Here is a 12,068-nt window from a genome sequence, read left to right as displayed (position 1 = left end):
CCTTTATGTGACGTTGGCTTTCACGTTTTGGTTGATTTTTTTATTTATTAAAAAAGGAAACGATGCTTTTCGCAGGGAACTGGGCCTGCGCCTTAAGCTCCTCAATGGCGGCGCGCTTGGACGCCGCCCAAGCTTCTCGGCCATCCAGGAGAGCCGCAGCCTCCTGGGCCAATGCATCCGCATCGAAACGAGACGTCGATGCGGCAGCTTTCATGCCAAGCCTATGGAGAAACTGGTCGATCTTCGGATCGTACGAGATGCCCACCATAGGCACATACTGCGAGGCTGCATAAATCAAGGAATGCAGCCTCATCCCGATCAGCAGGTCGCAAGCCGCGACCTGCGCGAGCATATCCTGCGGATGGACGATGCCCGGCACCATATCCACCCGCGACCCGTGATCGCCCAACCGGTCGATCACGAACTGCGAGGCCACCTCGTCCGAAGGGAGGTGGAAGGGCAAGAACCGCAGCCGCACGCTAGAATCGGCGGCGAGCAGCTTTGCCAGGGACCGCGAGAGAGCTTCTAGCTCTGAGCGGTCCTCGTTCCAGAAGCGGACGGACACGCCCACCGTCCGCGCGTCCTCTGCCGACCCGCTAGCACCAGCCTCGCCGCGAAGCGGCAGGCCCATGACCGGGTCGGGCACGACGGCGATGCGCTCCCGCGGGAGACGCATCGTCCCAAGCAGCTCCGCGGACTCCGTATCGCGGACGGAGATGTAGGCGCAGCGTTTGAAAACGCCGCGGATCCAACCATCGAACATCCGGCGGTTCACCGGGCCGATGCCTTGAGAGTATATAAACGTAGGCTTCCCAAGCCACTGTGCGATTTTCAAAACGGCTAAGTAATACGGAATCGTCTTGGAGCTTGTAGCATCCTGCAATAAGCTCCCACCCCCGCTGATCAAACCATCTGCTTCCCGCAGGGCGCTGAGAAGTGGGCCTGGTCTCATACGGTGGTAGGATTGGACACCGTACATCGCTGACGTCTTTTCCGGATTCGCGGAAAGTACAATCGGCTCAATACGAATGCCCTGCTCTCGGCCTTGCTCCTCCAAAGCGAACAAAATCGATTGAAGCACAGCCTCATCCCCGCTATTATCGAAACCGTAGTAGCCCGATAGCGCTATTTTGACAACCTTGGCACCCATCGTTTCCAACTCCTTGTGATGATTTCCCAAGCTGCGATAAGAACGAGGCCAATAATCGCGCCAAAACCGATACCGTAGGATATACGGATGAGAGAAATATGAAGCGGTGTATGCAAGTGAGCAAAGGTATCAACAATGGAAAGCTGCCCAATTACACCTATGAAAATCAAGTAGACAGCATGTCTATAGCGTATAGATAAGTATGCACCGAGAATGAATAAAGGATGAGCCACTAAGAACTCTTTCGTACGCGGGCGTACACCAAGTGTGTTCTCCAAGAACGAACGGAATAGTTTTTCCACCGTTGAAGCTTGTCCTTCATTACCCGTGCGAGACAAGTAATAGAAAACAGCAGCCAGGGCAATTCCCGCAACAACGATCCACAATACGCTAATGAAAGATGTAAGGATACGACGAACATGCATGATTTTATCGCTATAGGTATTGCTCTCACTAAAGAACAGCAAGTACACGCCTGCGATTGCTATTGGCAGTAGATGCAGCGCACCTACACCACGGAATTGCTGCAGAACAAGCGAATACGTAATGTGATTCAGAAGCGCAACCTCGTAGACGACACCAAGAAGTGAGATCGCCGATGTCTTGATGAGCGTCCATATTGCAAACGCAAGACCTGATTTCCACTTCGCTGCAGCTCCCGATCGAACCGTTCGAATCGCCAGCATAATCGCAATGCTTGGAGCGGAAATCGCTGCTCCCAAGGCAAGCCCTTGTGCATATAAATTAGCCGATAAGGTATGCAAACCAACCAAACCGAGCAGTCCAAGCACAAAAAGCACAAGTGTAGCTTCTGGAATGAAGAAAGAAATCATGAGCACGATGATGCTTAAACCGCCAATCAACATAAAGACGCTGGCGATTTTTTGCCATCCTGTTGTATGCATTTCGAATGTCTGCGCTGAACCAAGCGTAAAGCCGGCTTTCTCAATGCGCGGAATCGCCCCGTCCTTGCCCTGCAAGCTCTCGTACAAGGCGGATAGAGGGTCTACTAATTTGCCTTTATCCAAACTCTTAAGCGGTTTGGCATTTAAGAAAACCATCCGGATGTTGCGATCTTTCACCGCAAGCACGAAGCGATCCGCAACGCCTTGAATGCGGTCTTCCAGCTCCGCCTTTTTCAGCGGCTCCATGAGTTTCTCTCCATCTTTCTCCGTGAACGAATGCAGCCGGACGACATTATAGTTCGTCTCTTTCGCTAACGTATTGAAACCCTTCTGAGGCTCTTTCAGTAATTCGATTGCGGCTAAACCGATGCCATTCTTGTTCAACAGATCCGCCATTTTATTAAGGCTAACTTCTGTATCTTCTTCCGTATAACCTGGAACTTCATTGCCATCGACAATGATTCTTTTCACGCCCATATCATGCAGCTGCTTCAGGAACTTATCCATCTCATTCGTGACGAAAGGTCGGCGATTAGATAGGCGTACTACAATGTGGAAACCTTGATCCTTCAGCATTTGCAGCGTAATCGGGTCAGGATCCATTCCCTTAATTGAAGCATCGTCCATGCTCATTTGAATGATGAGCCCGTTACGGTTTTTGAAGCTCCATGGTTTAATGCCAACGTTTAGGTCAGCAAATGTTTTCTGAATTAATGGCTCCAGCTTTTGCTGGGTCGCACTGTCCTTGAACAACACATAAGTGAAGTTCTCATTAGGATCACCAAAAGTTTGCGTAAGCGCGGCGGCATCCCTCGAGTTATACATCTCAATGTGACGGCTTTCTTTGAACTCGCCTAGCGTGCTTTCATACACGGCCATTGATCCAATGCCAGCGGCCTTCATATTTTTCAGCTGCTGCGCGATGAAGCTCTGCGGGTTTGTTTGCAAATCCGAAATATCCAATAAGTCACGATAGTCAAAAACGAACTCGACGTTCTTCGTCGAAGTTTCCGTCAGGTGACGCGTGTAAGCTAGCGGAAGCGAGCCTAACATGCCGATAATGACAAGCCACCATAATACATTTTTGAGCGGGTTATTCCAAGTTTTATACCAATTCACCAATTGTCCACTCCTTAGAGCATTTACTTTCTAGTCCCATATACATTCGAAAACCCCTTCAGCTCCTAAACTCGAGGAAATAGGCCCAATGAATACGGATTTATTCCATCTATTCATTAGACGACCTACCCCTGACTTAGGTTCTGAAGAGGTTCAATTGATCCTATTTCATTATCCGTCTACACGGCTAAGTACATTTTGAATGATGCGATCTAACTGTTCTGCCGCTTCTGCGCCTGAAGATCCTTTTACCGCAAAATAGAATTTAATTTTGGGTTCAGTACCCGACGGACGCAAACAGAACCAGGAACCGTCCTCCAGTTTGAATTTCAGCACGTTCTCAAGCGGAAGTCCATTTACACCTTTGGCGTAATCTTCCATAGCGGTAACTGGCGTACCGGCAATCTCTGTTGGAGGGTTCGTTCTCCACGCTTCTACCATACGTCCAATTTGTTCTACGCCGTCTTTCCCTTTGAGCGTCCTTGATTCCAGTTTTTCCAAAAAGTAACCAAAGGATTCGTACAGCTCTTGCAGGACTTCATATAATGTCTTGCCTTGTTTCTTATAATAAGCTGCCGCTTCTGCGATAAGCATAGCTGCGATAACAGCATCTTTATCACGCGCGTAGTCGCCAGCCAAATAACCATAGCTCTCTTCGTAACCAAAAAGGAAAGTATGCTCGCCCGTTTGCTCGAACTGGGTCATTTTTTCCCCGATATATTTAAAACCGGTTAACGTATTTAACGTTGGAATTCCATAATGATCCGCTATGACTGCGCCCATCTCGCTCGTTACGATCGTTTTGACAACTACGCCGTTGGCAGGAAGTGTTCCACGCTCTTTCAAGCTCGATAATAAGTAATTAACAATAATGGCTCCCGACTGGTTGCCTGTAAGAACAAAATACTCCCCGTTCTGATCCTTTACTACTGCGCCCATACGGTCTGCATCCGGGTCGGTCCCGATGATGATATCCGCATCCCATTCTTTAGCTTGGGCGATAGCGAGTGTAAAAGCTTCACGTTCTTCCGGATTCGGAGACTTCACCGTTGAGAACTGTGCATCCGGCAGCTTTTGCTCAGCAACAACACGAACTTGTCCAAAACCAAGGGTTTGTAATACAGCTCTGACTGGCACATTCCCCGCACCATGCAGCGGTGTGAAGATGACACGGAAATCATCGCTAATTTCCTTGATCACATCCGGATTCTGGCTAATCGCAGTTACTGCCTTTATGTATGCTTGATCGACATCCTCGCCAAGCCACGTAAGAAGTCCTTGTGCTTCTGCTTCCTCTTGACTAAGCTTCTTCACTTTATCAAAAGAGTCAATGCTCTGAACTTCGGCGATCACTTGCTCCGCAAACTGAGGAACGAGTTGTCCACCGTCTGCGCCATATACTTTATATCCATTATATTCAGGTGGATTATGGCTTGCTGTCACGACAACGCCTGCTGTCGCACCTAAGTATCTCACGGCAAAAGACAGCTGTGGTGTAGCATGTAATGTTTTGAATAGATAGGCCTTAACGCCGTTTCCTGCAAAAACCAGGGCAGCCTCTAGAGCGAACTCCGGCGACATATGACGTGAATCGTAAGCCAGTACAATAGAAGGGCTTTGTACGCCTGTGCTATTCACATATTGTGCAAGACCTTGGCTTGCACGACCAACGGTGTAGACATTGATGCGGTTCGTTCCGGCGCCAATGACGCCACGAAGCCCACCTGTACCGAATTCAAGATCTTTGTAAAAGCGATCCTCAATTTCTTTCTCGTCTTCCCGAATTGCAAGCAGTTCCTTTTTCGTTTCTGCATCCACTGCTGGATCGTTCAGCCATAATTGATACTCTGTTTGTACGCGCGTCATAGTAGTCAGGTTCATCTCCTTTTTATCTATGGGGTTATTTATTAGCAAGGGCGAACATAAGTTCACCTTCGACTACCACTTTCTCGCCTACTTTCGCCACAGCTTGGCCTTTAACAATAGTTCCTTTAACTCGTGTAATCGTCATTTCTAATGTCAGTGTATCACCTGGCACCACTTGTTGACGCCAGCGAATACCATCTGCACCAGCGAATAAACCAATTTTACCTTTATACTCAGGCATGGAAAGGACAGCTACAGCGCCTACTTGTGCCAAAGCTTCAATAATCAGCACACCCGGCATAACCGGATACCCTGGGAAATGACCTGCAAAGAAAGGTTCATTGATGGTAACATTCTTAATCCCTACCGCTTTCACGCCTTGCTCTACTTCCAAAATGCGGTCAACAAGCAGAAAAGGGGGGCGATGTGGAATAATTTCTTGAATCTGGTTAATATCTAGCATAACGGGAAATGCTCCTTTCAATTTCTTGTATAAAATACAAGGTAATCACTTACAATACTGGTGTCCCTTCATTAACTGCAGAAGTGAAGGTTCATATAGGGGGAGCTTATGTAAAGAGGTGTGTGCACAGCCCTCACATAGGCTCTTTTTACGTTATGGTCTATTTCGCTTTGGCCCTCCGGTTTAAAAGCAAGAATTGAAAAATATAAATGAAGGAAGTTAAGAAGGAGATCCCGATCACGAACCACAAATAGGTAATGGCGAAATCTAAATGAAATACAATGAAGAGAATGGCGAGATAGTAAAGTACTGTCGTTAATTTCCCCATCACATTGGCGGGAACGGTTAATTTTCCCCTGAAGTGGACGAAAGCAGAGCCCATGATCATGCCCAGATCACGAATAAAAATTGCTGCCGCCGCCTGCCATGGTATCATCCCTGTAAGGAGTAGAGAGAGAATGACCGCAATCATCATGCACTTATCCGCAAGGGGGTCCAGCATAACACCAACAGGCGTCACCAAACCTCGAGTTCTGGCAATATAACCGTCTAAGATATCTGTAAGCCCTGCTGCCAGCAAGATCAGAAAGGCTATCTGGATATGGCCGCTGAAAAAAATGATGAGGTACACAGGGATAAGAACAAACCTGCTGATGGTGAGCATGTTCGGAATATTCAAAGTACCCCTCCTGCGCCTTTTATCTGGTCTCTGACGATTAGCCTTCATTCATTATACATTTGCCAACACAAAAATAAAACTCCCAATAAGGGAGTTTGAATTAATTCGCAAATACCAAATCGTATAAATGCCGCCAAGTGCTCATATGGAAGATTTCCGCTGATGGCTGATGGCCCAGCTTGGAGTATCCGACCCATAGCCCGATATAAACGGCTAGCACGCAAAGAACGGGAATACGTATGATTTTGAAAATAAGCCATATGATGTTTAGCCATTTCGGCCTAGGTGCCTTTTTCTTCTTTGGAGTAGGCTTGTTAGGCTTGTCAGACATCGAGCCCTATCCCTCCCTTTCTACGATCAGGCGCGCAAATTATTCGCGATATTCATCATCTGATCGGCAGATGTAATCGCCCGGGAATTGAGTTGAAGCGCTCTTTGCACCATCACAAGATCCGTCATTTCGTCGGAAAGCGTCACATTGGATTGCTCCAAAAACCCCTGCATTAACGTAACCCGATTATTGGTTGTATCCAGCCCCGGATCCACATTTTGCAAAATGTTCGCCTTCTCGGCCTCCGTAATTCCCGTAGGAAGTGCGTACAGGTTATCTCCAACATCTTGGAGCAGCTGTGGGCGCACAACGCGAACCAGCTTGATCTGACCCAGATTAAGCGGCTCAGCAGTCGGGTCCTGCTCACTGTATCCATTGATAATTCCGTTTGGTTGAACAACAGGTCTGAAGCCAGCAGGTATACGAATGGGGTTACCGTCTGTTCCTGTAACAAAATGGCCCTCTTTAGTGGTAAGAACCGTATCGCCATTAGCATCAGGTGTCAAATTGAAAGACCCATTACGCGTCCATGCAGGTTGAAACACTTGGTTTCCGTTCTCATCCACCTTGCTGACGGACACTTCAAACAACCCGTCTCCCTGAATCGCAAAATCCGTAATACCACCTGTAGACTGAATAGGTCCTTGGGCCAGGTTCGTTTGAATTTGCACCAACTTGGATCCCCATCCTTGGTTAAAACCAAGAGGAGAGAATCTGCCCTGCTGACGGAATCCCTCCGGCTGCGACTTCACATTGGTCAGAACATCCTCAAAGGAGGCATCCTTTTTCTTAAAACCGGTCGTATTGAGGTTCGCTATGTTATTGGACAAGATATCCAGCTTCTGCTGTAAGCTGTGCATGGATACCGATGAGTTAATCATGGAATTGTTCATGTGTGGCTCCTTCGCAAGCTAGATTAGACGCGTCCGACTTCGTTCGCTGCCTTGTCCATACTTTTATCATAAGATTGAATGACTTTCTGATTGGCTTCATAGGCGCGGAGTGCCGACATCATATCGACCATCGACTGCGCAGAATCCACGTTGGAGCGCTCGATAAAACCTTGACGAACTTCGACTTGATCCCCAACGGCAACCTGTGTGACCGTTGCTTCGTCGCCTGGATTGATCCGCAGCAAACCGTTTCCTTCGCGCAACAGCAGATTGGGATCCTCTGCACGCGAAAGCATTAATCCTACAGGTTGTCCAGCTTGATTCAACAGTGGTTGGCCGTTCCCGTCAAGGAACTCCCCTTTGTCAGTTACCTTAAAGGACCGAATGGGCTGACCCGCTCCATCAACAAGCAGTAAAGGTTGTCCATCGCGGCCCAACACCTGATTGCCATTGGCGTTCACAAGCTGTCCTGTCGGATCGACAGTGAACTTACCATTCAAGGAATACCGAAGTTCTCCATTCGCATTCATCACGGTGAATAGTGCCTGTGGCTGGAACGTGCGCTCCCCGTCCGCATTCACGTATTTCCCCGAAGCGTCAAAAGCCATGCCAGGCACTTGGATGTTCGACACGAGGGCAAAATCAAATGGATTTTGCGTTTCCTGCAGATCGCCTTGTGCGTGGACGGAGATATTCTCCTCTGAAAACACACCAAGACTCATTTTCCCAAGCGGTGCCGTAGAGGCGCCTTGTCCACCGCGAATTGTAGAAATAAGCATCTCCGGGAACGAACGCGACAAGGCATTGCCTTGTTTAAAACCCGGGGAATTAATATTAGCAATATTGTTCGTAATGGTATCGTGTCTGCGCTGCTCGGAGATCATTCCTGCCGCCGCGGTATACAGTCCTCTTAGCATCTCTTCACCTCTTGGATAAACTTGTCTAGTTAAATTTACGCTTGGAAACTTTATCTAGATTATCGAGCATGATCCCAGTTCCTTTAACTACGCAAGACATTGGATCTTCCGCAATTAATACCGGAACCTTCAGCTCGTCTGCTAACAACTGATCCAGGCCGTGCAGCAAAGCTCCGCCGCCTGTCAGGATAACGCCACGGTCAATAATGTCTGCGGAAAGTTCAGGTGGCGTACGCTCCAAAACGCTTTTCGCAGCCGTTACGATCGATGAAACCGGATCCCATAGGGCTTCCTGGACCTCACTGGAGTGAATCGTAATCGTAAGTGGCAATCCGGATACCATATCTCTACCGCGAATATCCATCTCTTGATCTCTGCCGTGTGGATATACCGTTCCGATTTTCAACTTAATATCTTCGCTCGTCCGCTCACCAATCAGCAGCTTGTACTTATTTTTGATATACTTCGTGATGGCAATATCGAACTTGTCGCCAGCGATTTTGATGGAGGAGGAGGTGACGATGTCGCCCATGGATAACACGGCCACATCCGTCGTCCCTCCGCCAATATCTACAACCATGTTGCCGCTAGGTTGGAAAATGTCCATACCGGCGCCAATTGCCGCTGCTTTCGGTTCTTCTTCCATGAATACCTCTCGGGCACCGCTGCGCTCAGCCGCTTCGCGGATCGCCTTCTGCTCAACCGAGGTGATGTTGGTAGGGGCGCAGATCAAGATGCGCGGATGCGAATACCAGTTCTTGCCCCCTACTTTTGCAATAAAATGCTTTAACATCATTTCCGTAATATCGAAGTCCGCAATAACCCCATCTTTCAATGGACGAATCGCGATAATATTGCCTGGAGTTCTACCCACCATGCGGAAAGCTTCTTCTCCAACAGCAAGCACGCGTTTCGTATCGCTTTCAATCGCTACTACAGATGGCTCATCGAGCACAACGCCGCGTCCTTTCACATGAATGAGCACATTTGCCGTGCCGAGATCTATTCCAATATCCTTGCTTAACATTTCAAGTTAATCCTCCCTAAATCTACCGTCCATCCCGTGAAGAATCGGCGCTCTTATAGATAGTTCTAATTATAAGCTAAATTCGCTGTAAATGCATTAATTCCTCTTTTTCCGTGAAATTTCGACATGTCCAGTTCCAGGAAACCGTCGGGATGAAGGTATTTTTAGGATTTGACCGTGACTAAGTTCTCGGAGTGCTTCGGGTTTCGTGTCTTTCGATACTTGATTTTCGTCGCTTCTCCTCCCCTTAGATGTCTAATGGACTTATGATACTCCAAAATGTGCTTCACCTGGTTGGCCAGGTCCGGGTTGATTTCCGGCAGTCTTTCCGTCAAATCCTTATGCACCGTGCTCTTGGAAACACCGAATTCCTTCGCAATGGTGCGAACCGTATTCTTGGTCTCGACGATACAGGTACCAATCTTAATGGTTCGCTCTTTGATGTAATCGTGCACTCCCCTCGCCTCCCTACTCGAGATAGTTTGGTAAAGTATATGAGGGGCATGACTAGATATTCTACGTAACCAAGCCTGACAAGCCCATTTCCCATATTTATTTTCAAAAAAATCAGGAAATAAGGGCTTATGCGGTCTTTTTTGGCAAGGACAAGTCTGTTGTGCGCCTGATGGAGGGCAAGCCGTGGAGTGAATCCCCCTAGGTTTCAAAGCAAAAAAGCAGCAGGATATACCCGCTGCCCTCATTCTATGTAGGCTGGTTGGTGACGAAGCCACCTGCTTGCCTTTTCATTATAACCGATTACTGTTTAGCGTTTAGAATCGTTTCCGGATTCAGAGCGGCATTATCGCTAACTTGACGCACTTCAAAGTGCAGGTGCACGCCGTCTTCCTTCTCGAAATCATTACGTCCCGCTTTGGCGATGACGTCGCCTTTTTTCACTTCAGCGCCTTTGGTTACTTTGACCTCAGCTAAGCTTTGGTACACGCTGATCAAGCCATTGCTGTGTGTAATTTCGACAAGATTGCCGACAACCGGATTTTGCTCAACTGCCGTAACCTTACCGCTCATAGCGGCCAATACATCAAATGCTGCGCCATCTTTGGCTTTCAAATCGATTGCAGTATGCGGCGTCAATTGATCGTTATACTGAATCATTGCCGCCTGTTTAACTTCATTGGTTGCATTGGTGTCATAGAACGGAATGGATACATCTAGAGCCGCTCTGTCTTTCACAGGCCATTGCATAGCTTCTGCTGGTGCGTTGACGGCAACCGCTCCATCTTTGGAATTGTCAGGTGCTTGATCGTCGCTGCTTACCTTAATGCCCAGATCGTCTTGGCTGACTGTTTTCGTACCTGTGTCCTGGTACACCCACATTAAGGTTAAGATAATTGCCGCTGCTGCTACATACGTTGCTGGGAATACCCATTTCTTAGCAAGCAACCTCTTCCATGCGGATGGACTTCCTTGTGCCCCTTGAACAGTTTTAGGAGCTTCTTCTTTTTGAAAACCTTTGTTTTGATCACTCATGGTTAATCACCTCATCAACCATTCTTGACACATTTAAAGGTTTTATACTTGAAGAAAGATATTTTTATAGAAACGTTATAAACTAAGATTTCTGGATAAAAGGGGTCGCTTTTTCAATAGAGATGCCTGTGTAATAGTAGGTTACAATCTGCGCTGCAGTCTTGCCTTCCTTGGCCATTCCATTAGCGCCATATTGGCTTAAGCCAACACCATGACCGTATCCGTAAGTCGTAAACGTAATTTTGGAACCGGACCATTTCCATGCGAATTGGGAGGATGCTAATCCTAGCTTCTCTCTTACTTCTCGACCAGAGAAAGTTTTCCCTCCGATCGTCATCTTCTTGATTCGATGTCCCATGGACCATTCTAGCACTTTCATACTCTTTGTTCCGGTGCCGGTGGTGGCTATACTCGTGACGCCCAGTTTCTGCAGCATACTCTTGTACGTAATATCTACGGTTTCTTGGTAGCGAGAAGACAGCTTCACATCCCATGGGCTGGGCACGCTGCGTAAATAGGGACTCATAAACGGCCAGTAATCTTCTGAGTTTTCCGTATACCCATTGCTCGTTGAGAAAAAAGTAGCATTGATAGGCTTGTGCTCGTAAGTCAAAATCAAATCTTTCGTTTCATTCACAGCTCTATCGATTTTGGCCATATTCGTTTCATAAGTCCCTTTGGTCCACTTCTCTCTTAACTCTTGATCGGTCAGATAGGCTTGATGTGCCGTCGTGTCTGTTACAAGCGCATCATTTACTGGCACATTACTATAATCCTTCTCTAGCACCCTGCGTATGACGTATGTTCTAGCTGCCATTGCTTGCGCTTTGAGCGCTTCCAGCTCGAACTCTACTGGCATTTCTGCAGCGAGCACACCCTTCACATACTGCTCCAGGGGCACCGTTTCGATTTCATCTTTTTTGGTCAAATAGACAGGGATCATCAACCCTTGAGCGGTCACCGTCTCCTGATGAGAGCCATCAATCGCTAGCTGTACAGGGGGCGGTTCTTCGCCCCCCGGAATCTTCTTGACTAGCAATCCAGGAACAAGAAGGATGACGCAGAGCATAGAAGACAAACAAACAGCCATCCATAGGATGGCCCCGCGGCCAGGAACACGTTTTTTCTTCAACATCGTCTCAGCAGCCTCCATAAGCGCGTTTACTAGCAGGTATTTTGGTATGACTTAGCTTATGAGAGGCGCTGATAGATTAGAACATGTTGCAATTT

12 protein-coding genes are annotated in these 12,068 nt (G+C 47.7%); all 12 read right to left on the bottom strand.

The window, feature by feature from the left end:
- Positions 1-40: 40 nt before the first annotated feature.
- Positions 41-1,150 carry a polysaccharide pyruvyl transferase CsaB gene (gene csaB / locus ACKTT9_RS00455; protein ID WP_407870109.1) on the bottom strand — a complete coding sequence of 370 codons (1,110 nt, stop codon included), beginning with the start codon at positions 1,148-1,150 and terminating at the stop codon, positions 41-43.
- Positions 1,126-3,174, bottom strand: a complete 2,049-nt coding sequence (locus tag ACKTT9_RS00450) for a DUF5693 family protein (protein WP_407870108.1) — start codon at positions 3,172-3,174, stop codon at positions 1,126-1,128. The genes csaB and ACKTT9_RS00450 overlap by 25 nt, the downstream gene beginning before the upstream one ends.
- Positions 3,175-3,345: 171 nt before the next feature.
- Positions 3,346-5,040: a phospho-sugar mutase gene (locus ACKTT9_RS00445; protein ID WP_407870107.1), complete on the bottom strand. Its 1,695-nt coding sequence runs from the start codon at positions 5,038-5,040 to the stop codon at positions 3,346-3,348.
- 34 nt (positions 5,041-5,074) lie between these two features.
- Complete coding sequence (gene fabZ / locus ACKTT9_RS00440) at positions 5,075-5,503, bottom strand: 3-hydroxyacyl-ACP dehydratase FabZ (protein ID WP_127453383.1); 429 nt, start codon at positions 5,501-5,503, stop codon at positions 5,075-5,077.
- 160 nt (positions 5,504-5,663) lie between these two features.
- Entirely contained in the window at positions 5,664-6,182 is a 519-nt protein-coding gene (locus ACKTT9_RS00435) for a CDP-alcohol phosphatidyltransferase family protein (RefSeq protein ID WP_174806771.1), read from the bottom strand.
- Positions 6,183-6,282: 100 nt separating this feature from the next.
- Entirely contained in the window at positions 6,283-6,513 is a 231-nt protein-coding gene (locus ACKTT9_RS00430; RefSeq protein ID WP_127453387.1) for a DNA-directed RNA polymerase subunit beta, read from the bottom strand.
- Between the two features lie 26 nt (positions 6,514-6,539).
- Complete coding sequence (locus tag ACKTT9_RS00425) at positions 6,540-7,406, bottom strand: flagellar hook-basal body protein (protein WP_407870106.1); 867 nt, start codon at positions 7,404-7,406, stop codon at positions 6,540-6,542.
- Between the two features lie 23 nt (positions 7,407-7,429).
- On the bottom strand, positions 7,430-8,323 hold the full coding sequence (locus ACKTT9_RS00420) for a flagellar hook-basal body protein (protein WP_407870105.1): 894 nt from the start codon (positions 8,321-8,323) through the stop codon (positions 7,430-7,432).
- Between the two features lie 25 nt (positions 8,324-8,348).
- Complete coding sequence (locus ACKTT9_RS00415; protein ID WP_079417018.1) at positions 8,349-9,350, bottom strand: rod shape-determining protein; 1,002 nt, start codon at positions 9,348-9,350, stop codon at positions 8,349-8,351.
- Positions 9,351-9,514: 164 nt separating this feature from the next.
- Positions 9,515-9,805, bottom strand: coding sequence for a sporulation transcriptional regulator SpoIIID (gene spoIIID / locus ACKTT9_RS00410; RefSeq protein WP_029195640.1), 291 nt, complete (start codon positions 9,803-9,805; stop codon positions 9,515-9,517).
- A gap of 301 nt (positions 9,806-10,106) precedes the next feature.
- Positions 10,107-10,838 (bottom strand): M23 family metallopeptidase, encoded by a 732-nt coding sequence (locus ACKTT9_RS00405; RefSeq protein ID WP_157318555.1) that lies wholly within the window; start codon positions 10,836-10,838, stop codon positions 10,107-10,109.
- A gap of 82 nt (positions 10,839-10,920) precedes the next feature.
- Complete coding sequence (spoIID, locus tag ACKTT9_RS00400) at positions 10,921-11,973, bottom strand: stage II sporulation protein D (protein ID WP_407870104.1); 1,053 nt, start codon at positions 11,971-11,973, stop codon at positions 10,921-10,923.
- Between the last annotated feature and the right edge of the window lie 95 nt (positions 11,974-12,068).

Source organism: Paenibacillus sp. P36 (assembly GCF_045866505.1).
In the GTDB taxonomy this organism is placed as follows: domain Bacteria; phylum Bacillota; class Bacilli; order Paenibacillales; family NBRC-103111; genus Paenibacillus_E; species Paenibacillus_E chondroitinus.
Note: the sequence above shows the minus strand (reverse complement) of the source record. Positions and strands in the feature narration are given on the sequence as shown.

Bases quoted from the DNA above. Each gene is read 5' to 3' on its own strand.
- csaB (WP_407870109.1), bottom strand. From the start codon at position 1,150: ATGGGTGCCAAGGTTGTCAAAATAGCGCTATCGGGCTACTACGGTTTC.
- ACKTT9_RS00445 (WP_407870107.1), bottom strand. From the start codon at position 5,040: ATGACGCGCGTACAAACAGAGTATCAATTATGGCTGAACGATCCAGCA.
- fabZ (WP_127453383.1), bottom strand. From the start codon at position 5,503: ATGCTAGATATTAACCAGATTCAAGAAATTATTCCACATCGCCCCCCT.
- ACKTT9_RS00430 (WP_127453387.1), bottom strand. From the start codon at position 6,513: ATGTCTGACAAGCCTAACAAGCCTACTCCAAAGAAGAAAAAGGCACCT.
- ACKTT9_RS00425 (WP_407870106.1), bottom strand. From the start codon at position 7,406: ATGAACAATTCCATGATTAACTCATCGGTATCCATGCACAGCTTACAG.
- ACKTT9_RS00420 (WP_407870105.1), bottom strand. From the start codon at position 8,323: ATGCTAAGAGGACTGTATACCGCGGCGGCAGGAATGATCTCCGAGCAG.
- ACKTT9_RS00415 (WP_079417018.1), bottom strand. From the start codon at position 9,350: ATGTTAAGCAAGGATATTGGAATAGATCTCGGCACGGCAAATGTGCTC.
- ACKTT9_RS00405 (WP_157318555.1), bottom strand. From the start codon at position 10,838: ATGAGTGATCAAAACAAAGGTTTTCAAAAAGAAGAAGCTCCTAAAACT.
- spoIID (WP_407870104.1), bottom strand. From the start codon at position 11,973: ATGTTGAAGAAAAAACGTGTTCCTGGCCGCGGGGCCATCCTATGGATG.